Genomic DNA, 25,773 nt, shown 5'->3' with positions numbered 1-25,773 from the left:
GCCAGTCTTCCGTCATCTTGTGACGAACCCAGCCGGCTCATCATGAGCCGACTGGATACCTAAAACAGTCTGTGAGATGTCCTGCCTCAGTTCTTCAGCGCTCTCGGGTCGAGCGCGTCACGTACCGCATCGCCAATATAATTGACGCTCAGCACAGTCAGCGAGATGGCGAGCCCCGGCCATAGAACGCGTGAGGGCGTCAACTGCAGGAAGTTCGCACCATCGAACAGCAATCGTCCCCATGTCGGAAAATCCGATGGGAAGCCGAGTCCCAGGAAGGAGAGGGCCGACTCCGTGATAATGGCCGAGGCGATGCCAAGCGTTGCCGAGACCATGATCGAGCTCAAGACGTTCGGTAGAATATGTTTGATGATGATGCGGTGTTCGCGCATGCCGCTCGACTTCGCCGCCTCGATGAATTCCTGGTTTTTCATCGCCAGAACATCGCCGCGCACGATGCGCGCTGTGTGCATCCAGCTCGTTATCCCGATCACGAAGACGATGAGGATGAAGATGCCGGTCTCCGGGCCGAATGCGGCGCGTAGCGTATCGCGAAACAGCAGCAATATGACGAGCAATAGCGGCAGAAGCGGCAGAGCCAGGAACAGGTCCGTCAGCCGCATCAACGGCCCGTCCAGCCGGCGGAAATAACCTGACAGCACGCCAATCAGCGTGCCGAGAAACAGGGCCAGCAGCATGGCCGTGATGCCGACGGCGAGCGAAATGCGCCCTCCCGCCAAAACCTGCGCCAGCATGTCTTTGCCGAGATTGTCCGTACCGAACGGATGGGCAAGCGAAGGCCACTGATTGCGGGCCTTCACATTGAGAGCGTTAGGAGCAACCGTGTGGATGTAGGGGCCAACATAGACGGCAAGCAGGATGAAGATGAAGACGACAAGTCCCGCGACGCCGCCCTTGTGACGCCGGAACTGTTTCCAGATATCGGCGAGCGCGGATAGCGTCGGGCTTTTAGCAGCCGTAGGCTCGGTCATGGTAGCGTCAGTCATAGCGGATCCTCGGGTCGAGAATGCCGTACAATACGTCGGCGATCAGGTTGAAAAGCACGATGAGCACCGCGAAGATGAAGGTCAGCGTCTGGACCAGCGGAATATCTGCCCCTTGGACAGCGGTAATCAGCAGTTGGCCCAGCCCGTTCACGCGGAATATCTGCTCGGTGATGATGGCGCCGGAAAAGATCGTCGGCACGCCAAGGGCGATGACGGTGACAACCGGGATCAGGCTGTTGCGCAGCACATGGCTCAGCACCACGGTTTTTTCTTTGACGCCTTTGGCGCGGGCGGTCCGCACATAGTCCTGATGCAGATTGTCCAGCATGGAGGCTCGTACGAAGCGGCTGATCTGCGACACGTTATAGAGCGTCAACACCATAACGGGCAGGAACATCTGCTTCACCTGAGCCACGAAGCTCGCCCAGTCGGTGACGCGGAGATTGGTGTCGTAGACGGAAGGAAACCATTGCAGGTTGGAGCTGAAGATGACGACCAGCAGAACGCCGGTGAAGAAGGTCGGGACCGAATAGCCGACCATGGATATGAACGTGCCGATCTGGTCGAAGAGCGAATATTGCTTGTACGCGGAGATCACCCCGATCGGGATCGCAAGCAACGCTCCGAAGAGATAGGCAAGGCCCACAACCCATAGCGTCTGCGGCATGCGCTGGACGACGAGATCGACCACCGGGCTGCGCGTCGCCCAGGACAGAATCCGAACGCGGTTGCCATCGCCGATCTGCCAGCCGGTCAGGGTCTCAATGAGGTTCAGCGGCTCGTTGATGAAGAATTGCTGCAGCCACATGAGATAGCGGACGAAGAAGGGTTCATCCAGACCAAGCGAGGCACGGATCTGTGCTCGCACTTCCGGTGGAATCGTCAGAGGCAGATCACCGGTAGGATCATTGGGCGCGAGATCGAGAAGCGCGAAGATAACGAAGCTGATGACGAGGAGGGTCGGTACGGCGAAGGCAAGCCGTCGGAGTGTAAAGGTAAACATCTGAAACTCTCCAGACGCAGAGCGCGGCATTGCGAAAGTTTGGAGTCTTTACGCCTGACGCGGCAATGTGTCTTCAGATCATGGTCCAGGGGCATGCAAAAGGCCGGCCTGGATGAGGCCGGCCATCTGCGTGTTATTTCTTGCGGGACCAGTCCGCGATATTCCAGAGTTCCGAATCCCAGCCGTTGATCTTGACGCCTTCGAGCGTCAGAGAGTGGGAGGAGACGTTGCCTCGGTGGATGAGCGGGATATGCGCGCCCTCCTCGGTGAGCATGTCGTTCAGCTGTTTGGAGATTTCCTCGCGCTTGGCAGGGTCGGCCGTCTTGGAAAGGACAGCCACCAACTCATCGTATTTCGGGTTGCAGTAGCGGGGAATATTTTGCCCTTGCCAACCATTTGCCGGTGAAGGGACCTTGTCGCATAGCCACTCCGCCAGATATTTTTCCGGGTCGGTGCCGCTGAAATTATTCGTATACATTTCGACATCGGCATAAAATTTCTGGAACGTATCGGGGCTTGCGGGATCGCCGCCGAAGAAGACCGAGGCGCTGATATTGCGCAGTTCAGCGCCAACACCGATCTGCGACCACATGTCTTTCACAAGTTCCTGGACGGCCTGACGAACAGAGTTGGTGGACGTCTGGTACAGGAAGGACAGCTTTACGCCGTTCTTGGCACGAATGCCGTCGGGGCCTTTAACCCAGCCCGCATCGTCCAGGAGCTTGTTGGCACCTTCGATATCCTGCTTCAGGCACCAGCTGTCATTCTTGGTGGAGTTGAAGGCTTCGGGTGCTGGCACGATGTTGCAGGTCGGTTTACCTGCTTCACCGTAACCTGCCTCATCGATGATGTCGCGATCAATGGCAAGCGCGAGTGCGCGGCGCACGGCAGGATCGGACAGCGCCGGGTGCGGACCTGCTTCCTTGGTGGAGCGTTTGTCGCCAAGGGCCGGGTCGGGATTGTACCAGTTGAGAACGATACGCTCCACGTTGGTGCCGAATGCCGTAACCAGCTTACCCTTCCCGGCGGCAACCATAGTCGCCAGAACTTCCGGTTCGACCTGCATGTTCCAGGCATAGTCGAACTCGCCGGTTTCAAGCACTGCGCGTGCAGCGGATGCGGCATCGCCGCCACCCTTCAGCGTGACCGTCGCGAAGGCTGGTTTGGCCGGATCGCGATAATTGGGATTGGCGACGTAGGTGATCACGTCGTTCGGCTTAAAGTCTTTGACCACAAAGGGGCCCGTTCCGACCGGCCCAAAGTTGGCGGATGTGCAGCCGGGAGCGGCGGCGCCGACGCAGTTTTCAAACTGCTTTTTCTGGATGATTGGAGACTTTGCGCCGACGAAGGCAGAATAGGGGTAGGGCTTCGGCTCGGTAAAGGTTATCTTGACCGTGTGCGGGTCGATGGCCTCGACATTTTTCACGCCTTCATACTGGGCTTTCTGCGCGCAGCCGCCATCGGGAGCGGTGCAATATTTCCAGGTGAAAACCACGTCGTCGGCTGTAAACGGCGTACCATCCGACCACTTCACATCGCTCTTCAGCTTCCAGGTCATGCTCAGCAGGTCTTTGGCGACACCGCCATTTTCAAGGGTAGGGATCTCGGTCACCAGCGTCGGGACCAACTCGCCTTTTTCATTGTAACGCGCCAAGGGCTCGATGATCATGGAGGAACTGTATTCCTCCTTTGTGCCGCCTGAGAGATAGGGATTGAGCGTCGATACTGCCTGCCAGAACAGGATTTTCAGTTCGCCGTCACTGCCGCGTTCAGCATGGGCGGCGGAACCTGCCAAGATTGCCGCCGCCATGGTGCCTGCGTAAAGAACACTGCGCTTTATCATCGTTATTTCCCCTTTTTTCGGATTGATTCCGTTTTCGTTTTCCACCGTTTCGTCACGCGAAATTTGCGCGATATATTGCTTAAATATATGATTTATATGGAGAAAACTCGGTTTCAATAGTGATGCTATGGTCTGTCGTTCTGAAAAGCAAGATACTTTCTGTGTTTGATGACCAAAAATTGAGCTAATTTATAACGGGCCTATTTTTCGTTCAGATTATGAAATTCGTGCTTGCAAAAGCGGGAATTCCATCCGCAATATGGCGTCCAATAACCCGGCGGGGAACAAAAACAGGGAATAGAAGAATGCCCATATTAAACCGTGCTGTTGAAATGCAGGATGAAGTCGCGGGCTGGCGGCGATATCTGCACGAACACCCGGAATTGCTCTACGACGTCTTCGAAACATCCGACTTCGTAGCCGAGAAATTGAGGTCATTCGGCTGCGATATCGTTGAAACCGGCATCGGCAAGACGGGCGTCGTTGGCATCATCAAGGGACGGCATGGCGATGGTCCTACCATCGGCTTTCGATCCGATATGGACGCTCTTCCGATTCTTGAGACCAGCGGCAAGTCATGGGCCTCGAAGACGCCCGGCAAGGCCCACTCCTGTGGTCACGATGGACACACGGCCATGCTTCTGGGTGCTGCGCAGTATCTGGCGGAGACCCGCAATTTCAAGGGTTCGGTCGCGGTCATTTTCCAGCCCGCCGAGGAAGGTGGAGCCGGTGCGCTGGCCATGCTGGACGACGGCATGATCGAGAAGTTCGGCATCTCCCAGGTCTATGGCATGCATAACGAACCCGGCATTCCCGTCGGGCAATTTGCCATCCGCAAAGGATCCACCATGGCGGCAGCCGACAGCTTCGAGATCGTCATCACCGGCAAGGGCAGCCATGCTGCCGCGCCCCATCTGTCCGTCGATCCGGTACTGGCATCAGCACATGTCATTATCGCGCTGCAATCCATCGTCTCGCGCGAGACCGATCCGTTGAAATCGCTTGTACTGACTGTGACCACGACCCACGGCGGCACGGCCTACAACGTTATTCCAGACGCGGTTACATTGACCGGAACCGTGCGCACTTTGCTGCCTGAAACTCGCGACTTCGCTGAGAAGCGCCTCAAGGAAGTGGCGGCTGCAACTGCTCTGGCACATGGGGCGACGGTGGAGGTGAATTATCATCGCGGATATCCGGTGACGTTCAACCACGATGCCGAGACGGAGTTCGCAACCGCGGTCGCCAAGGCCGTTGCCGGTGCGACGGCGGTCAACACCAATCCGAACCCGCATATGGGTGCCGAGGACTTTTCCTACATGCTGGAAGCGCGTCCCGGTGCGTTCATCTTCATCGGCAATGGCGATACTGCGAGCCTGCATAACGCCGCCTATGATTTCAATGACGACGCATTGCCCTATGGCATCAGCTATTGGGTTTCGATGGCCGAAACCGCGCTGGCTGCGTGACGACGTGGCGGCCTCTCCGGCCGCTTTCCGCTTTTTTGGAGATCAGCATGCTTTTGGCCGGAACGTCCATGGAAGAGACCGGCGGGTCCGTAAGCCCGGTCCTATCGGTTCAAAATCTCACCACATCCTTCCGCGTCGATGGCGGATGGAAATCCGTGGTGCGAAATATGAGTTTCGAGATCGCGCCACGCGAGACGGTGGCAATCGTTGGCGAAAGTGGCTCTGGCAAGAGTGTTACGTCGCTTTCCATCATGCGGCTTCTCGATAGGAAGATGAGCCGTATCGAAGGCGAGGTCATGCTCGGCGGGCGCAATCTTTTGAGCTTGCCGGAAGAGGAGATGCGAAAGGTTCGCGGCAAGGAAATCTCGATGATTTTCCAGGAGCCGATGACGAGCCTCAATCCAATCTTTCCGATCGGCAAGCAAATCGCCGAAGCGCTGACCGTGCATCAGAATATCTCCTCATCGTCCGCCAAAGCAGAGGTCATCCGCCTTCTGGAAAAGGTGCGCATTCCGAATGCGACGAGCCGCTTCGACGATTATCCGCACCAGTTTTCCGGCGGCATGCGCCAGCGTGTGATGATCGCCATGGCGCTTGCCTCCAGGCCGAAACTCTTGATCGCCGACGAGCCGACGACGGCGCTCGATGTGACGATCCAGGGCCAGATCCTCGACCTTATCAAGCAATTGCAGGAAGAGGAGGGCATGTCGGTCCTCTTCATTACCCATGATATGGGTGTCGTGGCCGAAGTGTCGGACCGCACCATCGTGATGTTTCGCGGCGATGTGGTGGAGACCGGGGCCACGGACGATATCTTTCATCGTGGCCAGCACCCCTATACGCGCGCGCTCCTTTCGGCCGTCCCCAAACTCGGTTCGATGAAGGATCGTGTGCTTCCCGCCCGCTTCCCGATCGTCGACATCAAGACAGGGGAAAGCCAGCCTGCCTCGGAGGTTCACAACACGGTGTCCGGCGGTAAGACGCCCATCCTTTCGGTCAAGGACCTGACAACGCGTTTCGATATTCGCTCGGGTCTCTTTGCTCGTAAATCCGGTGCGGTGCATGCGGTTGAGAAGGTGTCCTTCGATCTCGCCGAAGGGGAGACGCTCTCGCTCGTCGGCGAATCAGGGTGCGGTAAATCCACCACCGGTCGCTCGATCACGCGGCTGATCGAGCCGACATCCGGCAATGTGATGCTCGACGGCTACGAGGTGATGAAACTCGATAAGGTGACGTTGCGCGCCATGCGGCGCAGCGTACAGATGATTTTCCAGGATCCTTTCGCCAGTCTCGACCCACGCATGAGCGTGGGGGCCGCGATCATGGAACCCTTCCTCGAGCATCGTCTCGGCAACAAGCAGCAGGCGCGTGAAAAAGCTGCGGACCTGCTGGAGAAAGTGGGCCTCACCGCAGATATGATGCGGCGTTTCCCACATGAATTTTCCGGCGGTCAGCGTCAGCGTGTTGCGATTGCCCGTTCCTTGATGCTCGATCCCAAGGTGATCGTCGCCGACGAAGCGGTATCGGCGCTCGATGTCTCGATCAAGGCGCAGGTGTGCAATCTGCTGCTCGACCTGCAACAGAGCCTCAATCTGGCCTTCCTCTTCATATCGCATGATATGGCGGTGGTGGAGCGGGTCAGTCATCGCGTCGCGGTGATGTATCTCGGAGAAATCGTCGAGATCGGGCCGCGCGCTGCCGTGTTCGACAATCCGCAACATCCCTATACAAAAAAGCTCATGTCTGCCGTTCCAGTGCCGGACCCTTCGCGACGACACGTTCGGCGCAACATGGCGACAGACGAGATCAAAAGCCCAATCCGTCCGGCAGGTTACGTGCCGCCGCCGCGCCATTATAGGGAAGTTTCCGCCGGGCATCTCGTGCAGGAAACAGCCTGACGGGCGGCACGACCACCGATCAAGAGCCATCTGCCGTGTCTCGTAATTTGACATTTTGCCGTAAAAAATGCCAGCACTTGGGGAGCAGACAAGTTAGGGCAGAGAGATGGCGAGGCGATCCGATAGCGGTGGACGGTTAGACGACGCGGCACGCGCCGGCTGGCTCTATTATGTGGCTGGCCGCACGCAGGACGAGATCGCTGCTGCCATGGGTATTTCGCGCCAGTCGGCGCAGCGTCTTGTCTCGCTGGCCGTTGCAGAGCGTCTGATCAAGGTCCGGCTCGACCATCCGATTGCTGCCTGTCTGGAAAAGGCAGAGGCGCTGCGCGAACGCTTTTCGCTCAAGCATGTCGAGGTCGTTCCGAGCGATCCGGCAGGAACCTCCTCCACTGTGGGAATTGCCGAGGCGGGTGCTGCGGAAATCGAGCGATGGCTGCGGCAGCCCGAGCCGATCGTGCTGGCTGTGGGAACGGGGCGAACGCTGAAAGCCGCCGTGGATCAACTCCCGCCGATGGATTGTCCGCAGCATCGCATCGTCTCACTCACCGGAAATATCGGCCCGGATGGCTCGGCGGCCTATTACAACGTCATCTTCTCCATGGCAGACGCCATCAAGGCCAGGCACTTTCCGATGCCGCTTCCGGTTCTTTGCTCGTCGTCTGAAGAGCGCGTCTTGCTGCATGATCAGCCCATGGTCCGCTCCACGCTGGCTTTGGGGGCTGCCGCGAACGTGACCTTTGTCGGCGTTGGCGAATTGGGAGAAAACGCGCCGCTCTGTCTAGACGGGTTCCTGGCCGTGGACGAGATGAAGCGGCTGATCGCCGAGGGTGCCGCAGGTGAAATCTGCGGCTGGTTCTTCGATGGGGATGGGCAGATCATGAACAATCCCATCAATGATCGCGTCGCCTCCGTTCCCGTGCCGCCGAGGGAGACTTGTACCGTGGTCGGTATCGCTCAGGGACGAAGGAAATCGCCCGCCATTTTGGCCGCTTTGCGCGGAGGACTGCTTAATGGCGTCATCACCGACGAGCACTCGGCTGAATATATGCTCACGCACTGAGCAAAAATATCCTATTTGAATCAGTATATTAGCTTTTTCTTTTGCGTTGCAGCGCAGGAGGATGCTTGACTTTGCACATCGAAAAGTGAGTAATTGCCCTCGAGCAAAGCGAATGCTCATTTTTCTTCTGGGAGGAAGATCATGACATTGAAGACACTTCTGCTGGGCGCATGCTCGGCTCTCGCCTTTTCCGGCCTCGCGTCTGCAGAAACATTGACCATTGCCACCGTCAACAACGGTGACATGATCCGCATGCAGGGACTGACGAAGGAATTCACCGACAAGAACCCCGATATTCAGATCGAGTGGGTCACGCTGGAAGAAAACGTCCTGCGCGAACGCGTCACGACGGATATCGCCACCAATGGCGGCCAGTACGACATCATGACCATCGGCAACTACGAAGTTCCGATCTGGGCCAAGCAAGGCTGGCTACTGCCGCTGGAAAAGCTTGGCGACAAGTATGATGTCAACGACATGCTGCCCTCCATCCGCGGCGGCCTGACGGTTGAGGGCAAGCTCTATGCGGCGCCTTTCTATGGCGAATCCGCCATGATCATGTACCGCAAGGACCTGTTTGAAAAAGCCGGTCTGAAGATGCCTGAAAACCCGACCTGGGAATTCATTGGCGATGCGGCACGCAAGATCACCGATCGCAACGCCGACATCAACGGCATCTGCCTGCGCGGCAAGGCGGGTTGGGGCGAAAACATGGCCTTCATCACCGCGCTCACCAACTCTTTCGGTGGCCGCTGGTTCGATGAAAACTGGAAGCCGCAATTCGATCAGCCGGAGTGGAAGAACTCCCTGCAGTTCTACGTCGATCTGATGAAGGACGCTGGCCCATCGGGCGCTGCTTCCAACGGCTTCAACGAAAATCTGACGCTCTTCCAGCAAGGCAAGTGCGGCATGTGGATCGATGCGACCGTTGCTGCGTCTTTCGTGTCGAACCCGAAGGACTCGAAGGTTGCGGATAAGGTTGGCTACGCGCTCTTCCCGACGCATGGCGAATTGAAGAACCATGGCAACTGGCTGTGGTCCTGGAACCTTGCGATCCCGAAGAGCTCGCAGAAGGCTGAATCCGCCGAGAAGTTCATCGCGTGGGCAACCAGCAAGGACTATTCCGATCTCGTCGCTTCCAAGGAAGGCTGGGCAAACGTTCCTCCGGGCACGCGCACCTCGCTCTACAACAATGCGGAATACGAGAAGGCTGCACCATTCGCCAAGACGACACTTGCGGCGATGAACGCGGCTGACATTACCAAGCCGACGGTCAAGCCCGTGCCCTACACCGGCGGTCAGTTCGTGGCGATCCCGGAGTTCCAGTCGCTCGGTACAACGGTTGGCCAGCTCTTCTCCGCAGTTGTTGCAGGTCAGTCCTCGGTGGACGATGCGCTTGCAGGCGCCCAGTCGACTGCAGCACGCGAGATGACCCGCGCCGGTTACATCAAGTAATCCTCCCGAAGCCCGTCGTCCGGCAAAAGCCGGGCGGCGGACATTCTCGATCGTCTTCATAATCAAAAGAATGAACCGCCTGCGGCCTTGATGCCGCGCGCGATACTGGGAGGGCAGCGAATGGCAACGCAGAACACCAGGAACCTGGCGCGCGTGATGATGGCGCCTTCCGTTTTCCTGCTTCTCATCTGGATGATCGTGCCACTGGCGATGACGCTGTGGTTTTCCTTCCAGAACTACAATCTGCTGAATCCGGCAAATGTCAGCTTCGCCGGTCTGTTCAACTACAAATTCTTCTACACCGATCCGGCCTTCTTCCAGTCGATCTGGAACACGCTGATCATCGTCGGTGGCGTGCTGCTGATCACCATTATCGGCGGCGTCGCCATCGCTCTTTTGCTCGATCAGCCGATTTTCGGTCAGGGCATCGTGCGCATTCTCGTGATTTCGCCATTCTTCGTCATGCCGCCCGTTGCGGCGCTGATCTGGAAGAACATGATCATGCACCCCGGTTACGGCGTGCTTGCGGACCTGAACAGGTTCTTCGGCTTTCAACCCATCGACTGGTTCTCGCGCTTTCCGCTTTTGTCCATCGTCATCATCGTGGCCTGGCAATGGTTGCCCTTTGCGACGCTTATCCTGCTGACTGCCCTGCAATCGCTGGATGGCGAACAGAAGGAAGCGGCTGAAATGGACGGCGCGAACTTCTTCAACCGCTTCATCTATCTGACGCTGCCACATCTGGCGCGTGCCATGACGGTTGTCATCCTCATCCAGACGATCTTCCTTCTGGGCGTCTATGCGGAAATTCTCGTCACCACCAATGGCGGACCCGGCTATGCCTCCACCAACCTGCCGTTCCTGATCTACCGGACCGCGCTGCTTGGCTATGATGTGGGCGGGGCGTCTGCCGGCGGTATCATCGCCATCGTGCTCGCCAATGTCGTCGCCATCTTCCTGATGCGCGCCGTCGGCAAGAACCTCGATCGTTAAGGAGACGTCCCATGGCTCGTAAAGTCTCTACCCGCTCGAAGATCGGCTTTTCCATCGCCGCCTGGGTGGTTGCGCTCATCCTGTTCTTCCCGATCCTTTATGCCTTCCTCACCTCCATCAAGACGGAGCCGGAAGCCATTGCGGGCTTCAGCCTGTGGCCGTCGGGGACGCTGGAAAACTACGTGACGGTGAACACGCAGCGCGACTACTTCAAGCCCTTCATGAACTCGGTCGTCCTGTCGGTCGGCTCCACGATCCTGGCACTGCTCATCGCCATTCCGGCGGCATGGGCCATGGCCTTTTCGCCAACGAAGCGCACCAAGGACATCCTGATGTGGATGCTCTCCACCAAGATGATGCCAGCCGTTGCCGTTTTGGTGCCGTTCTATCTGATGTTCCGCAATGCCGGCCTTCTCGACACCCGCATTGGCCTGACATTGATGCTGACCATGATCAATCTGCCGATCGTGGTGTGGATGCTCTACACCTACTTCCGTGAAATTCCGGGTGAAATTCTGGAAGCGGCGCGGATGGATGGTGCGTCGCTCTGGAACGAGATCGTCTACGTGCTGACCCCGATGGCGGTCCCCGGCATTGCCTCGACGCTGCTCCTCAACATCATTCTGGCCTGGAACGAATCCTTCTGGACCATTCGCCTAACGACCACCAATGCAGCACCGCTGACGGCATTCATCGCCTCCTTCTCGTCGCCGCAGGGCCTGTTCTGGGCAAAGCTTTCCGCGGCTTCGATGATGGCGATCGCACCAATCCTGGTGCTCGGCTGGTTCAGCCAGAAACAACTCGTGCGCGGCCTGACCTTCGGCGCTGTGAAATAAGGATCATAACAATGGGCAGCATTTCGCTTAAAAATGTTTCGAAGGTCTTTGGCGAAGCCAAGGTCATCCCGTCCATCAATCTCGACATTCAAAATGGCGAGTTCGTCGTCTTCGTCGGCCCGTCTGGCTGCGGCAAGTCCACGCTGCTGCGTCTGATTGCCGGGCTTGAAGACGTCAGCGGCGGCCAGATCATCATCGACGGCAAGGACGTGACCGAAAGGGCGCCCGCCGAGCGCGGTCTTGCCATGGTGTTCCAATCCTATGCGCTCTATCCGCATATGAGCGTGCGCAACAATATCGGCTTTCCGCTGAAAATGGCGAAGATGGAAAAGTCCGCCATCGACAAGAAGGTGAATGACGCCGCTGCCATCCTCAATCTGACGGATTATCTTGATCGTCGCCCCTCGCAGCTATCCGGCGGCCAGCGCCAGCGCGTCGCCATCGGACGTGCCATCGTGCGCGAACCCTCTGCGTTCCTCTTCGACGAGCCGCTGTCGAACCTCGATGCGGCACTGCGTGGCACGATGCGGCTGGAGATCTCCGAGCTGCACAATACGCTGAAGACGACGATGGTCTATGTGACCCACGACCAGGTGGAAGCCATGACCATGGCCGACAAGATCGTGGTTCTCAATCGCGGTAATATCGAGCAGGTCGGCTCGCCGCTCGATCTCTACCGCAGCCCGGCCAATCTCTTCGTCGCCGGCTTCATCGGCTCTCCGCGCATGAACCTGGTCAAGGGTGCCTATGCCTTTGGCAAGTCGGCCGAAACGGTCGGTGTCCGCCCTGAACATCTGCTGCTGTCGAAGGAAAGTGGTCTGTGGAAAGGCAAGGTCAATGTGGCCGAGCATCTCGGCTCGGATACCTTCCTGCATATCGATGTCGAGGGGATCGGCATGATCACCGCACGCGCCGGCGGCGAGTTCGCCTGCCAGCACGGCGACATCGTCTTCATCACGCCGGACGAGACCAAGGTCCATAGGTTCGACAAGAACGGTCTGGCAATTCGGGCATAGCGCTTGGATGCCAGCAACTGGCGAAAGCCATCACGAGATGAACGTTGAGCGCGTCTCCTGCGCGTCGGTTCGATTGGGAATTATTCGAGGATTGTCTCATGACATGCAAACTCTCGCTCGCAACGCTTGATCAGGCAAAGGCCACCGCTCAGGTTCCGTCCTATTCGCGGAGCGACCTTTCGGCTGGGATCGTTCATTTTGGCGTCGGTAACTTTCACCGTGCGCATCAGGCGATCTATCTTGACGATCTCTTCAACACCGGTGCCGATCATGATTTTGCGATCATCGGTGCTGGCGTTCTGCCATCGGACGCGGTGATGCGCGAGAAACTCGCCGACCAGGATTTCCTGACGACGGTGGTGGAGCAGGACAACAACCGTACAGGTGCCCGCGTCACCGGACCGATGATCGACATCCTGCCAGTCGGCCAAGCCAAGGCCATCATCGAGGCCCTTGCCGACCCAAAAATTCGCATCGTCTCCATGACGATCACGGAGGGCGGCTACTTCATCGATGCGTCCGGCGCGTTCAATCCGCAGCATCCAGCCATTGCCGAGGACGGCAAGAACCCGGCTGCGCCGAAGACGGTTTTCGGCCTGATCGTTGCAGGACTTCGAGCACGCCGCGACAAAGGCACTCCGGCCTTCACGGTCATGTCCTGTGACAACATCCCTCACAACGGCAAGGTCACCAAGAATGCAGTCGTCGGCCTTGCGGCCTTGTCCGATCCCGCCTTCGCCAACTGGATCGGTGAGAACGTTTCATTTCCCAATTCCATGGTGGACCGCATCACGCCGGCCACCGGCGACCGCGAACGCTCCATTGCCCGCGATGACTTCGGTATCGAGGATAACTGGCCGGTCTTCTGCGAAGAGTTCAAGCAATGGGTGATGGAAGACAATTTCCCCGCTGGTCGCCCAGCTCTGGAAAAAGTCGGCGTCCAGTTCGTGAGTGATGTCGCGCCCTATGAACACATGAAGATCCGCATTCTGAACGGCGGACATGCAGTCATTGCCTATCCAGCGGCGCTGCTCGACATTCATTTCGTCCATGAGGCGATGGAGCATCCGTTGATCCGCGCATTCCTTGCCAAGTTGGAAAAAGAAGAGATCATTCCGATCATTCCTCCGGTCCCGGACACCAATCTCAACGAATATTTCGACCTGATCGAGCGCCGTTTCCTCAACCCGAAGATTGGCGACACGATTCCACGTCTGGCGCAGGACGGCTCCAACCGCCAACCGAAATTCATCCTGCCCTCGACGGCTGACCGTCTGGCACAGGGCCTCGACATTGTTGGTCTGTCGCTGGTCTCTGCACTTTGGTGCCGCTACTTCTACGGCACGTCGGACAGCGGCAAGGCGATCGTCTTCAACGATGCGAGTGCCGAGCGCCTGCAGGCGGCGGCGATCAAGGCGAAAGACGATCCGATGGCGTTCCTCGCACTCAGCGATATTTTCGGCGACGTTGCGGAGTCCGACCTCTTCCGCAAGCGCTTTGCCCATGCTCTAAAGACATTGTGGCAGCAGGGAACGGCAAAGACGCTGCAGCTCTATCTGGACGATAAACTCATCGAAAGCTGACATCATGCCCACCGAAACCGGCCCCTTGGTGATCTTCGACTGCGATGGTGTTCTCGTCGATAGTGAGCCGGTTTCCGTCTCAGTGTTGATCGACATGCTGGCCCATCTGGGTGTCCAGATGACCGAGGAGGAGGCCTATCACCGGTTTCTTGGCCGCAGCCTCGCCAATATGACGGCAACGCTTTGGGAGGAATACGGTATCGAGACCGATATCGACTTTCTCGAACATATGCGGAGCGCGCTTTTCGAACGTTTTCGCCTCGAATTAAAAGCCATTGAAGGCATTGCCGAGACGCTGGACAGGCTCGACGTACCGCGCTGCGTGGCCTCTTCCAGTCAACCGGAACGCATCCGCTACTCTTTGGGCCTGACGGGGCTGATCGAAAAATTCGAGCCGCATATTTTCAGCGCGACCATGGTGAAGAACGGCAAGCCGGCGCCCGATCTCTTTCTGCATGCCGCCCACGAGATGGGCGTGGAGCCGGCCGAGTGCATCGTCATCGAAGACAGCCCGGCCGGCATTGCCGCGGCTAAGGCAGCGGGCATGTGCGTTTTTGCTTTTACAGGCGGCTCTCACGCACGCTTCCCGGCATTTCGCCAACAGATCGCAGCGCTCGAGCCTGATCTCGTGTTTGACGCCATGCCGGATTTGGTCCACCTTGTGCGCGACCGAAAGGGCCGCAAAGGCTCAAGAGCAGAGGCTGGTTGACGTGCAGGTGACGACACGGAACGGTTCTCTCCCCGCTTTCGGCAAGACAGGGATGGGAAACTAGCTTCATGCGCCAATATCTCGTTGCGGTCGATGTCGGAACAGGCAGCGCACGCGCCGGGGTGTTCGATCGTCATGGTGCAATGCTGTCGCGCGCAACGCATCCCATCATCATGCAAAGACCGAGGGAAAACCACGCCGAGCACGATTCCGAAGACATATGGAACGCGGTCTGCCTTTCGGTACGCTCTGCCATCACCGAAGCGGCGATTGATGCGGCGGGTGTGGCTGCCATCGGTTTCGATGCCACCTGCTCGCTGGTTGCGCGGGGCAAATCTGGCGAACAGGTGTCGGTCTCAACGACAGGCGAAGACCGCTTCGACACGGTGGTTTGGCTCGATCACCGGTCCATCAACGAGGCGGACTTTCTGACGGCGTCCCGTCATCCGGTTCTGGACTTCGTCGGCGGATCGATCTCTCCCGAAATGCAGATGCCGAAGCTGATGTGGCTGAAGAAACATCTGCCTCAAAGCTGGTCGAGAGCTTTTTACTTCTTCGATCTTGCCGACTTCCTCACATGGAAGGCGAGCGGCAGTGCTGCGCGCTCCAACTGCACATTGACGGCAAAATGGAATTTTCTGGCGCATGAGCCGCAAGGCTGGCGCAACGATTATCTCGAGCTTGCCGGGCTTGGCGATCTGAAAGAACGCGCTTCGCTCCCTTCGAGCACCGTCGCGCCAGGTCAAGCTGTTGGTGTGCTGTCGCCCAAGGGTGCCGATGACTTGGGGCTGGATACCGGATGCCGGGTCGCGACCGGCATGATCGATGCCTATGCGGGCGCGCTTGGTGCGCTCGGCGGTAGCCTCGACAGGCATGTCGAGAACAACGTCGCGCTGATAGCCGGTACATCCAGTTGTCTCGTGGCGCTGACGCCCAATCGCATGCATGGTCGCAGCCTGTGGGGACCCTATTGGCAGGCTGTTCTGCCGGATCACTGGCTGGTGGAGGGCGGACAATCGGCTACGGGCGCGCTGCTCGATCATATTGTCCGCATGCATGCGGCAGGTGGTGAGCCAGACGCCGCACTTCACCGGCGCATCGTCGACCGCGTCATGGCGTTGCGGGCAGAGGAAGGCGAGGCGTTTGCCAGCCGTCTGCATGTCCTGCCGGATTTTCATGGCAACAGGTCGCCGCTTGCCGACCCGCATGCCCGGGGCGTGATCAGCGGTCTGACGCTCGATACATCATTCGACAGCCTTTGTGCGCTTTATTGGCGCACAGCCGTTTCGATCGCGCTCAGCACGCGCCACGTTTTGGATGCTATGGAGAGTTTCGGATATCGAACCACCACCCTTCACGTCGCAGGTGGGCACGTTCACAATCCACTGTTGATGGAGCTTTACGCAAACGCGACAGGCAAGCGGGTCGTCGTGCCACAAACAAATGATGCCGTGCTTCTCGGAACCGCTATGACCGCGGCGGCGGCGGGTGGCGTCTATACGAGCTTGGCGGCGGCTGGCGCTGCCATGTATCCCGGCTATGAGGAATGCCAGCCGGAGGGAGCCCGGGCATCCCTGTATGAACGGGACTACAAAAAATTCCTCGCAATGTATCGGCATCGCGAGGAACTGGATCGTCTTTAACAGATGTGGAAGAGTATCGCTTTAAAGGTGTTTTTCAGATCACCGGGTAGAGCGACCAAAAGAACAGGTCATGTTCCTGATCTCGATCGCGCTGCTCGGACTCGTCGCGCGAGACCTGATCCTTTTTCGATCCGTTGTCACGCTTGAGCTTTTCTTCCTGTGCCCGACGGCCAAGGCCGAAGAGATCGAAGGAAAGCATGTTGAAACCAGCAACCATTTTCATTCCTCCTGTCACCGAACTTAACAATGTGTAAAGTTTCGCGCGTTGCCACGATTTCGTCAAGATTGCAGCAGGGATTCCTGTGTTAGCGTTGCGGGCGAGAGGGAAAGATCCTTCCAGTAGCGGCGTTTCAGCGAGAGCATTTTTCCAAACGCCCGTATGCGACCTACTTCGCACCTGAGGACGAATAAACTGCGTCCACCACCTCAACGGCTTTGTCGCCCAGTCTTGAGCGCCCCTGCAATTGCAGCGCCTGGGCGAAGGCTTTGATGTTGGCGAGCACCGCTTCCTTGCTGGCGCGGCGGCCGGTATGGTTGAGGCGGACCAAACGATCTGAGCCGGGTCCGACCGCTGCGCCGATATCCGCTCCATCGAGCCTTGCTGCCAGAAGAAGATCGTTGCGGTCGATGTCAGCCGGAAGTCTGACGGCTGTCACCAGTGCTGAAGCGAGAGTGTCGTCGACCCAAAGCTCGGCACCGAGAGCAACCAGAGCTTCGCGTGTCGCCTTTGCCGCAAGATGATGCCGCGCTTGAACTGCGTCAATGCCTTCGGCTTCCAGACGATCGAGTGCGGCGTCGAGCGCGAAGAACTCAAGCGGTGCGGGCGTGCCCGGCAAAACGCCTCTGCCGGTCTCAAGCCATTGCTCTTTCTGATCGAGTAGAGACAGCATCGAGTTGCGGGGAGCGCTTTCATGCCGCAGCATCGTCCAGGCGCGTTCGCTGACGGAGATTGCCGAGACGCCCGCCGGTCCTGCGAGCGATTTTTGCGGGCCGATCACGACGACATCGATGCCGTTTTCATCCACATTCAGTGCATGGCCGCCAATCGACGCGACCGCATCTACCACCGTGAGCACGCCTCTTTCTCTTGCAAGCCGGACGATGTCTTCCAGCGGGTTGAGAATGCCGGTTGCGGATTCCGCATGGACCAGCGAAAGCACAGCGATATCAGGATTTTCATCCAGTTGCTGACGCACAGCCTCTATCGCGATCGGCCGTCCGAGATCGGCCACGAGATTGATGACATCGCTGCCGCCGCGCTTCAGCCAGTCGCCGAACCATGCGCCGTAGGGGCTCGTCACGATGTTCAGCGCTTTCAGGCCAGGCCGTGCGAGACTGGTCGCAACGGCCTCCAGCGCCAATACGGCCTCGGCCTGGATAAGAAGCACATCGTTTCGTGTCTTCATCAGGGCTGCCAGTCTGTCTGCAAGCTTTGCGTAACGCTCCGGCGGAAAAGCAGGCACGTCGAGCAGATGGCTCCAGTTGCGATCAGGCATGGCTTTGGTCCTTGCGAAGTGTGGGAACGGCGGCAATCAGCCGTCTTGCCGTGTCCGACTGCGGGTTCGAGATCACACTGTCCGTCTCTCCATGTTCGACGATGCGACCCATCTCCATGATGGCGACGCGATGGCAGACGGCACGAATGACCGCCAGATCGTGGGAGACGAACAGGCACGAGAGGCCGGTCTCGCTTTGTAAGGACACCAGCAATTCCAGGATCTGGGCACGGACGGAAACATCCAGCGCAGAAACGGCTTCATCCATCACCAGCAGAGACGGGCGACTGGCAATTGCGCGGGCAATCGCCACCCTCTGCCGCTGTCCGCCGGACAGGTGGAGAACCGGACGTGCGGCGTATTCCGCGCCAAGCCCCACCCGCTCCAACAGCCGGGCGATTTCCGCTTGCCGACCCCGCGGCTCGACAACTCTGTGGATCCGTAAGGGTTCACCAATCGCTTCTGAAACCGTGGCGCGCGGATTGAATGCTCCATGTGTATCTTGAAACACCATCTGCATATGGCGCCGGGCGGCTCTCAATTCCTGTCCTGAAAAGGCCAGCCAGTTCCGACCTTGAAAACGCACCTCGCCGCCATCTGCCGGTGAAAGACGCATGATAACGCGGGCCAGCGTCGATTTCCCGCAGCCGGACGGCCCCGCAAGCCCCAGGGTTTCACCACGGGCCAGCGTAAAGGAAACATCCTCGAGCGCCTGCACAGTTCGTTCCCGCGATTGATACCGCTTTGACAGGCGACTGACGGAAAAGAATGTCTCCATCAACTCGCCCTCCGGATCAGTGGCGGTGTCGTCAGATCGAGGTGCGAGGACAGCAGACGCTTTGTGTCGTCGCTCGTGGGATGCGAGAGCACGTCCCGCGCCTTGCCCGATTCCACCAGTTGGCCCGATTGGAAAACCGCGATCTCGTCCGCAAGGCTCGAGGCCAGCGCGATATCGTGGGTGATGAAGATCAGTGTCATGCCGTTGGCATTCACCAGGTGGTCGAGAAGTCGAGCGATCGCCGCTTGCGTGATCGTATCAAGGGCACTGGTTGCTTCGTCGGCAATCAGGATTTTCGGGGCAGCGGAGATTGCGGCGGCAATCGCCACGCGTTGCCGTTGTCCGCCGGAGATCTGATGCGGATAGGCCGACAGCAACGCATCGGGGTTCGGCAATTGCACCTCTGCCAGCAAATCCCGGGCGTGGGTGTACGCCTGTTTTCGGGTGAGGCGAAGATGACGAATAGCCGCCTCCGCCACCTGCTCGCCGATCGTCAGGACCGGGTTCAGGCTGGCACTCGGGTCTTGGAACACATAGGCGATATCGCGTCCTCGTGTCGGAAATTGCGGGTTGCTGCTCTTCTCTCGATCTCCATTCCAGACAATCTGACCTTCCGTCCTCGCGCCCCTTGGCAATATACCCGCTATAGTGCGCGCGAGCGTGCTTTTGCCCGACCCACTCTCACCAATAATCGCCAGACGCTGCTTTTCCTGAAGCTGAAGCGATACGTCGCGCAAGGAAGGTCGCGTGGCCCCGTGATAGGTGACGCTGAGCCCTTCAACCTTCAGGAGCGGAGCCAGACTCATGGCGCATCCCCTTGAACGGCGAACGCCTTGTTGATGCCCTCTCCCAACAGATAGACCCCGAGAACCGTCAGGAGCAGAGCCGTGCCCGGGATGATGGACAGATAGGCTGCGGAGCGAAGCACGTTTCTCCCCTCCGCGATCATCCCGCCCCAGGTGACGATATTCGGGTCGCCAAGCCCGAGGAAGGAGAGGGCGGCTTCAGTGAGGATCGCAGCGGCGACGATGATGGCGGCAAGCGCCATGACCGGAGGCAAGGCGTTGGGCAGAATTTGCCGGAAGGCGATTTCCAAAGGGTGCATGCCGATGGTGCGGGCGGATGCCACATAGTCGCACTCACGGATCGAAAGCACTTGCGCGCGCGTCAATCGCGCCGGATCGGCCCAGGTGCCAAGCGCGATTGCCATGACCACGATGGGCAGCGATGGGCCGATGGTGCTGACAAAGGCAAGGGCCAGCAGGAAACTGGGCACGATCTGAAAGGCATCGGCGACCCGCATCAGCGCTTCATCGACAATGCCGCCAGCGAAGCCCGCAAACGTTCCCATGATGGTGCCAATCAGAAGGGCGGCGGCAGCAGCGGCGAGACCGACGAGAAGCGAACTGCGCGCCGCGTGGAACAGGCAGGCAAGAACATCGCGGCCGAGGGTATCGGTACCGAGCGGCACGGCGCGGTCGGTGAAAGGCGCAATCAGGGGCGCTGCGACGATGGAAAGCGGATCGTGCGGGAACACAAATGGTGCCGAAAGACCAGCGACCGCCACGACGAGAAGGATTGTCAGGCCGACCAGGCCCTCACGACTACGATAGATCCGTCCAAGAACCGTCACGCCGCTTTCTCCCCAGCGCCGATGCGTGGATCAAGAAACGCGTAGAGCACATCGACCATCAGGTTAATGAGGATGACGAAGACGGCGCTGACGAGGATGATACCCATCAACAAGGGGGTATCCCGTCCAGCAACCGCCTCTTGTGCCAGCCTCCCGAAGCCCGGAATGGCAAAGACGCTCTCTATCACCACGGAGCCACCCAGCATGGTGGCCGATTGGAGGCCAAGCACCGTGAGGAGGGGAAGGGCAGCATTGCGCGCAACGTGGCGCAGCACCACCCGGCTGCGGGATAGTCCTTTCGATTGGGCAAAAGTGACGAAATCCATCCGCCAAATCTCACCCATGGCGCTGCGCATCACGCGCAGGAAAAGCGCAAGATAGATGAGGCCGAGGCTCGCAACAGGAAGAGCGAGATGTCGGGCAATGTCGAGGGCGCGCGCGACACCTTGCTTACCGGAAGCGATGGTTTCCAGACCGGACGTCGGGAGCCAGCGAAGCTTGACCGCGAAGACGAGGACGAGGACGAGACCGAGCCAGAACCCCGGAACGGCATAGAGTGCCAGTGAAAAGGACGATAGCGTCCGGTCCAGCAGGGTTCCAGGCTTTGCTCCAGCGACAATCCCCAGAGCAGTGCCGAGAATGAAGGACAAGAGCGTCGCGCTTCCCATCAAAAGAAGCGTGTTGGGCAAACGCTCCATGATCAGCGAAAGGACGGGCCGGTCGAAGGCGACCGACCAGCCGAGGTCGAGTTTCATCACAGAGGATGCGTAGAGCCAGAGCCGCAAGAGGGCGGAATGATCCAGACCATATTGTGCGCGCAGGCTGTCGCGAAGGCTGGCATCTCCGCCGCCGATCGAGACGAGGTAGGCGTCCACCGCATCGCCAGACGCATTTTCCAACAACAGGAATGTAAAGAGCAGCACGATGATCAGCACCGGAATGGCGCTGATCAGCCTGCGACGGAGAATGCGGCCTGCGGCTTGCACCTTAATCCTCGATGGCGGTATCCGCCCAGTTCGAAACCGCCCATCTTGGATTGCTGGCGACGTTCTTCACCGTATCGCGGGCGACCGTAATGAAGCCCCACTCGGCCACATTGATGATCGGCAGGTCCTCTTTCACCTTCTGTTGGAAGGTCTTGTAGAGTTCGGTACGCTGCTTTTCGTCCACCGTTTCCGCCGCCTTGTCGATGATGGCGTCAATCTCCTTGTTCTCGTAACCGCCCTGATTGGAGAAGGGCACGCCAGCGGGTGTTCCCGATTTCACCAGAATAGTGGTGGAGATGGCAGGGTCACCGCGGAAGACGGTGGGGGCCACGGCAAGATCGAAGGCGTGGTCTGTGTAGACCGCCTTCTGATGCGCTGCCGCATCGTTGTTTACCAGCTGTGCATCGATGCCGATGGCAGACAGTGCCTGGCGCAGATAGGCGCCGAACTGCTTGGTCTCGTTGAAATAGGGCGCGGGCAGCAGTTTCAGTGAGAAACGATTGCCATCGGGTCCTCGCGGATAGCCTGCCTCATCGAGAAGAGCATTGGCTTTGTCGACATCGAAGTCGTAGAGTTTTACATCAGCCGTATAGAACTGCGGCGCGTTCTTCGGTACCGGGCCGGTTGAAACTGTGGCATATCCCAGGAAAACCGTGTCGACGACGAGCTTCTTGTCGATCGCATGCGCAATGGCCTGTCGCACCTTGAGATCGGAGAGTTCCTTGCGGCGATGGTTGATTTCAACGACGAGCTGATAGGTCAGCGCCTCATAGCCATCGGCGATGACCTTGAGACCCGGCTCCTTCGAAATACGCGCGAGATCCGAAAGTGGCACGGCGGAGAAGGCGGCCAGTTGGATTTCGTCCGCCTCCAGCGCGGTGGCCGCCCCTGCGCGATCGGGAAGCACACGATAGATGATCTCGTTGAGCTTTGGCTGACCCTTGCCCCAGTAGGTGCCGTTGCGCGTCAGGCGATAATATTCGCCGGGCTTGTACTCGGCAAAGATAAAAGGACCAGTACCCACCGGTTTGTTATTCAGCGGGTTGGTAGCAATATCGGTGCCGTCATAAAGATGCTTCGGGAGAACGCTTGTCACCACCGGGAGGGCGTTGCGGATCAACTGGAACGGCGTCGGTTTGGAGAAGTGGAAGATGGCCGTGTGCTCATCCGGTGTATCCACCCGCTCGAGATTGGCGAACACAAGGCGCCCGAGATTCTGAAGCGGCTTCCAAACGGAGAGCGCGGAGAAGGCCACATCCGCTGAGGTGAATGGCTTGCCATCATGCCAGGTCACGCCCTCGCGTAACCTGAAGGTCGCGCTCAGACCGTCCTGCGATCCTTCCCAGGACGTCGCAAGCCGCGGCTCCAGACCGTTCTTGCCGCTGAAGGAAGCTTCGGCCAGTGGCTCAACAATCTTGCTGGAGATGTAGAAGACGCCATTGGAGGCAACGATTGCCGGATTGAGGTTCTTCGGTTCGGAGTCCGCGGCAACAACCAGTCTCTCGTTGCTACCCGCCGCCCAGGCCAGATCGGTCCGCGTCAGCGTGGTGGAAGCGGCAAGCAGAGCTGCTGTCTTTAGAAGAGAACGGCGCGAAATGGGAGATGGCATGAAGGACTCCGGGTTCGGGTGGCGGGCGGCGTCATGGCTCCATTTAGGACCATGACGGCCCCAGTGTCCATGGGAAGTCATTGCATTGACAGCAATGTTTTCACGCCGCCTCTGACGCCTAGGACAATTCTTTTCATGGCCGTTGGGAAAGCCGCGAAAATTGTTCGCGGCAAGCAGAGACGTGTGGGGCTAATCGCGAGATTTAAGAGTCGACGTCTTATCGCGGTCCGGCTGTCTTGGCTGTCAACGCTTTCAACACGCTGTCGGCTTCGTAAATGGCGCAGACGATATGGTAGAATGTGCTGGCCGGTGCCGGTTCGTCGATCATCGGGGCGTCAGCGGGCCACTTGTCGAACCAGAGGCCTTTAACCGGTGTGTCGAGGAATGGCTGGATCGCCATCACCGCCCGGGAGGCGGAGGTTAGATAGCGGTGCCGTTCCTCACCTTCGGTAGCACTTGCAAGGCGAACGGCGGCCTTCAGCCATTCGGTTTGGGGCCAGAAGCGGGCCAAAGGATCATGCACGCTGAAATCGTCGAGAAGGCTCATCACCGCGACTTTGCGGCGCGGGCAGATGCCATGGCTTTCGCCGATCTCGAACATCCGCTTTGCCTTTTGAATGGCATCGAAGCTGTTGCGCAAGAGGCCCCACCTGACCAGAAGCCAGGCCCATTCGAACTGGTGGCCCGGCTCCATGATGTGGCCTTTTTCGCCCGGTGCCGGGGTCCAATCCTTGTCGAAGAATTCGCGCAAACCGCCATTCTCCTGATCGATGAAACGCGTCATCGCCAGATCTGCAATCTCATCGGCGACAGCTGTCCAGGGGCCGGTCGGATCCACCGTTTCCCAGGCCAGCATCGCCTCGAAAAGATGCATATGCGGGTTGGAACACAGCGGATAGCGCGACGGATTGTCTTCCTCGAAACCCCGATCGAAATGGGCATAATGCTCTTTGAGGAGCGAGAGGATGCCGAGCGCCCGCTCACGCATCTCATGTTTTCTCTCCGGCAAAGCCATGGCCGTCTGTGCTGCAGCAAAGAGGGCGAAGGCTTGATTGTAAAGATCGAAGGATGGATCGATCAACTTTCCGGATGCATCGGCAAGATTGCCGTAGAGCCCGCTCTCCAGAAGATAGACCTTATCGAACCAGTCGAGGCCATGATTGATGGCGCGCTGCCAATCGCCCTTCCAACCGTTTTCGCCAGCTGCCGCATAGCAATAGGCCTGACGGGGCTGCACTCGGGCACGACGATTGTCGCCAAGAACCGGTTTGCCATCCTGGTCCATCCTCTCGTGAAAGCCGCCATCGGGCTTTGCTGCTCCGGCTTCCCACCACAGCGGCAGAGCAGCCTCCTCCAGCCATCGACGCAATGCGGTGATCTCGTCCGTTAGTTGTACTGTCGCGCTCAAGGCTTGCTCTTCCATACTGTTGGTCTTTCCGTATTTTCATTCCGTCGTACCGCCCGTCAAGTCGTCGTAGCGGCTGTCGTCCACCAAAGGAACCATCCGCCCAATCTTGGTCAGGCGATAAAGTTCCCGTGACTTTGTCCAGCGGTACAGCGGCAAGGGACTGGCATCACTCTGTGTCATCGACATTTCGGATTGCTAATTCATTTCACTCACGTATTTCGTAACCATGATTGTGTCACATGTGATTCGTGATGTTTGTACCCTTTCAAAGGGGCGTGGCGGGATGAGTAACACCGCCACTGCGATAGCATTGGCATGTGGCGTGGCGCTTACCCTCTCAGGTTGCAATACGCCAGCCGGCGTGCAGCAATCCGGCGGGCCGAAGATGTTGGCACCGGAAGAAGCACTGATCTTTCCGCCGCCCGGAGGTCCGGAAGTCCTGACCGTTATCAACCGCAATTATGCCAATGCCGTTCAGCAGGACGTGATCCTGCGCTCGGATGCGGCGACCCCTGGTCAGAACTATCTCAAGGTGCAGCTTTTCGGACCGCAAAAGGCGGAGGATACCGGAAGGGGCGGACTATCGGAAAGCAGCCTGCGTGTTTCGTCGATCTCAAGGGAGATCAGGAGCGCGTTTCCCGGTGTGGCGATGGCGACGTCTGCCGAATATCTGCAAAATAATTACGGTGCCTTTTCTTATGCGTCAGGTAGAGGTTATGGAAACGATGCCTGCATTTACGGATGGCAGCAGATCAGGTCGCCGGAAGACGCGCGTCAAGGTTTCAAGAATCTCGGTCGCATCAATGTGACATTGAGGCTGTGTCAGTCGGGCGTCACCGTGCGTTATCTTCTCTCGGTGATGTACAACTACACGATCACCGGCAACTATCTCTCCAGCGACTGGAACCCTTACGGAATCGCGCAGGATCCAGACAAGGGACTTGGACGTCCGGGCAATCCTATCTATCCCGTCTCAGGTGCTGCTCCCATGCAGCCTGGAACACAGACCCCTGTCGCGGCTCCTGTGCTTGCACGGCCACGGACCGTGGTGACAGCGGCCACCGTGCCGGTTGTGGTGCAGCCACAGCCCGCCGCCTCCACCAGACCGGCCGTGCTCATTCCGTCTCCGACAGCGCCGAGGGCTTCTGGCAGCAGGCCAGCAGATGTGCCTCCGCCGGCACGGCGTATCGAAACGAAACGGGTTGCCATTCCGTCGCCTGCCTGCGTTGCCGGTCAGACGAGCGGGCAAACCTGCAATTAACTGTTTCGGGTGTAACTGATCCACTTGGTCTCTTCGTCGCAGTGAGGGGGCCAGCGGCATGAGGCCAGGGAGCGGTCCGCTTCTTAT

At 58.6% G+C, this 25,773-nt stretch carries 23 protein-coding genes; 11 read left to right on the top strand and 12 right to left on the bottom strand.

Annotation, left to right across the window (positions count from 1 at the left end):
• Positions 1-86 precede the first annotated feature (86 nt).
• The 3 genes from QE435_RS04360 to QE435_RS04350 all read right to left on the bottom strand — a co-directional run bounded on the left by QE435_RS04360 (position 87) and on the right by QE435_RS04350 (position 3,853).
• Positions 87-1,007, bottom strand: a complete 921-nt coding sequence (locus tag QE435_RS04360) for an ABC transporter permease (protein WP_309769722.1) — start codon at positions 1,005-1,007, stop codon at positions 87-89.
• A complete protein-coding gene (locus tag QE435_RS04355; protein ID WP_349040381.1) occupies positions 1,000-2,010 on the bottom strand; it encodes an ABC transporter permease in 1,011 nt (336 codons plus the stop codon). Before QE435_RS04355 ends, QE435_RS04360 begins: the two co-directional genes overlap by 8 nt.
• Before the next feature lie 133 nt (positions 2,011-2,143).
• Positions 2,144-3,853 (bottom strand): peptide ABC transporter substrate-binding protein, encoded by a 1,710-nt coding sequence (locus tag QE435_RS04350; RefSeq protein WP_349040380.1) that lies wholly within the window; start codon positions 3,851-3,853, stop codon positions 2,144-2,146.
• A 305-nt stretch (positions 3,854-4,158) separates the two neighbouring features.
• Between QE435_RS04350 and QE435_RS04345 the strand changes: the two genes are divergently transcribed.
• The 10 genes from QE435_RS04345 to QE435_RS04300 all read left to right on the top strand — a co-directional run bounded on the left by QE435_RS04345 (position 4,159) and on the right by QE435_RS04300 (position 16,515).
• Positions 4,159-5,322, top strand: a complete 1,164-nt coding sequence (locus tag QE435_RS04345) for a M20 aminoacylase family protein (protein ID WP_349040379.1) — start codon at positions 4,159-4,161, stop codon at positions 5,320-5,322.
• A 47-nt stretch (positions 5,323-5,369) separates the two neighbouring features.
• A complete protein-coding gene (locus tag QE435_RS04340; RefSeq protein WP_349040378.1) occupies positions 5,370-7,220 on the top strand; it encodes an ABC transporter ATP-binding protein in 1,851 nt (616 codons plus the stop codon).
• Positions 7,221-7,326: 106 nt separating this feature from the next.
• A complete protein-coding gene (locus QE435_RS04335) occupies positions 7,327-8,280 on the top strand; it encodes a sugar-binding transcriptional regulator (protein ID WP_349040377.1) in 954 nt (317 codons plus the stop codon).
• Between the two features lie 141 nt (positions 8,281-8,421).
• On the top strand, positions 8,422-9,735 hold the full coding sequence (locus tag QE435_RS04330) for a sugar ABC transporter substrate-binding protein (RefSeq protein ID WP_349040376.1): 1,314 nt from the start codon (positions 8,422-8,424) through the stop codon (positions 9,733-9,735).
• A gap of 120 nt (positions 9,736-9,855) precedes the next feature.
• The gene (locus tag QE435_RS04325) at positions 9,856-10,728 is read left to right on the top strand and encodes a sugar ABC transporter permease (protein WP_309769715.1); all 873 of its coding nucleotides are present in this window, start codon (positions 9,856-9,858) and stop codon (positions 10,726-10,728) included.
• Positions 10,729-10,739: 11 nt separating this feature from the next.
• On the top strand, positions 10,740-11,564 hold the full coding sequence (locus tag QE435_RS04320; protein WP_309769714.1) for a carbohydrate ABC transporter permease: 825 nt from the start codon (positions 10,740-10,742) through the stop codon (positions 11,562-11,564).
• Positions 11,565-11,575: 11 nt separating this feature from the next.
• Positions 11,576-12,580, top strand: coding sequence for an ABC transporter ATP-binding protein (locus QE435_RS04315; protein WP_306928957.1), 1,005 nt, complete (start codon positions 11,576-11,578; stop codon positions 12,578-12,580).
• A 98-nt stretch (positions 12,581-12,678) separates the two neighbouring features.
• Positions 12,679-14,163 carry a mannitol dehydrogenase family protein gene (locus tag QE435_RS04310; protein ID WP_349040375.1) on the top strand — a complete coding sequence of 495 codons (1,485 nt, stop codon included), beginning with the start codon at positions 12,679-12,681 and terminating at the stop codon, positions 14,161-14,163.
• A gap of 4 nt (positions 14,164-14,167) precedes the next feature.
• Positions 14,168-14,872 (top strand): HAD family hydrolase, encoded by a 705-nt coding sequence (locus QE435_RS04305; protein ID WP_349040374.1) that lies wholly within the window; start codon positions 14,168-14,170, stop codon positions 14,870-14,872.
• 68 nt (positions 14,873-14,940) lie between these two features.
• Positions 14,941-16,515: an FGGY-family carbohydrate kinase gene (locus tag QE435_RS04300; RefSeq protein WP_349040373.1), complete on the top strand. Its 1,575-nt coding sequence runs from the start codon at positions 14,941-14,943 to the stop codon at positions 16,513-16,515.
• 34 nt (positions 16,516-16,549) lie between these two features.
• Here QE435_RS04300 and QE435_RS04295 read toward each other — a convergent pair whose 3' ends face one another.
• The 9 genes from QE435_RS04295 to QE435_RS04255 all read right to left on the bottom strand — a co-directional run bounded on the left by QE435_RS04295 (position 16,550) and on the right by QE435_RS04255 (position 24,605).
• The gene (locus QE435_RS04295) at positions 16,550-16,732 is read right to left on the bottom strand and encodes a hypothetical protein (RefSeq protein WP_306928950.1); all 183 of its coding nucleotides are present in this window, start codon (positions 16,730-16,732) and stop codon (positions 16,550-16,552) included.
• Between the two features lie 169 nt (positions 16,733-16,901).
• Positions 16,902-18,011 (bottom strand): aminotransferase class V-fold PLP-dependent enzyme, encoded by a 1,110-nt coding sequence (locus tag QE435_RS04290; RefSeq protein WP_349040372.1) that lies wholly within the window; start codon positions 18,009-18,011, stop codon positions 16,902-16,904.
• Positions 18,004-18,789, bottom strand: a complete 786-nt coding sequence (locus QE435_RS04285) for an ATP-binding cassette domain-containing protein (protein ID WP_349041128.1) — start codon at positions 18,787-18,789, stop codon at positions 18,004-18,006. The genes QE435_RS04290 and QE435_RS04285 overlap by 8 nt, the downstream gene beginning before the upstream one ends.
• Positions 18,789-19,595, bottom strand: coding sequence for an ABC transporter ATP-binding protein (locus QE435_RS04280; protein ID WP_349040371.1), 807 nt, complete (start codon positions 19,593-19,595; stop codon positions 18,789-18,791). Before QE435_RS04280 ends, QE435_RS04285 begins: the two co-directional genes overlap by 1 nt.
• Complete coding sequence (locus QE435_RS04275; RefSeq protein ID WP_349040370.1) at positions 19,592-20,422, bottom strand: ABC transporter permease; 831 nt, start codon at positions 20,420-20,422, stop codon at positions 19,592-19,594. Before QE435_RS04275 ends, QE435_RS04280 begins: the two co-directional genes overlap by 4 nt.
• On the bottom strand, positions 20,419-21,408 hold the full coding sequence (locus QE435_RS04270) for an ABC transporter permease (RefSeq protein ID WP_349040369.1): 990 nt from the start codon (positions 21,406-21,408) through the stop codon (positions 20,419-20,421). The genes QE435_RS04275 and QE435_RS04270 overlap by 4 nt, the downstream gene beginning before the upstream one ends.
• A 1-nt stretch (position 21,409) precedes the next feature.
• Positions 21,410-23,017: an ABC transporter substrate-binding protein gene (locus QE435_RS04265; protein ID WP_349040368.1), complete on the bottom strand. Its 1,608-nt coding sequence runs from the start codon at positions 23,015-23,017 to the stop codon at positions 21,410-21,412.
• 217 nt (positions 23,018-23,234) lie between these two features.
• Positions 23,235-24,395, bottom strand: a complete 1,161-nt coding sequence (locus tag QE435_RS04260; protein ID WP_349041127.1) for an AGE family epimerase/isomerase — start codon at positions 24,393-24,395, stop codon at positions 23,235-23,237.
• A 66-nt stretch (positions 24,396-24,461) separates the two neighbouring features.
• Positions 24,462-24,605, bottom strand: a complete 144-nt coding sequence (locus QE435_RS04255; RefSeq protein ID WP_349040367.1) for a hypothetical protein — start codon at positions 24,603-24,605, stop codon at positions 24,462-24,464.
• A 103-nt stretch (positions 24,606-24,708) separates the two neighbouring features.
• On the opposite strand from QE435_RS04255, the gene bcsN reads away from it, so the two are divergent.
• Positions 24,709-25,686, top strand: a complete 978-nt coding sequence (bcsN, locus tag QE435_RS04250) for a cellulose biosynthesis protein BcsN (protein WP_349040366.1) — start codon at positions 24,709-24,711, stop codon at positions 25,684-25,686.
• Positions 25,687-25,773: the final 87 nt, after the last annotated feature.

It is taken from the genome of Agrobacterium sp. SORGH_AS 787 (assembly GCF_030819035.1).
Taxonomy (GTDB): domain Bacteria; phylum Pseudomonadota; class Alphaproteobacteria; order Rhizobiales; family Rhizobiaceae; genus Agrobacterium; species Agrobacterium larrymoorei_B.
The sequence above is the reverse complement of the archived record's forward strand: the minus strand, read 5'-3'. Positions and strand labels throughout refer to the sequence as shown.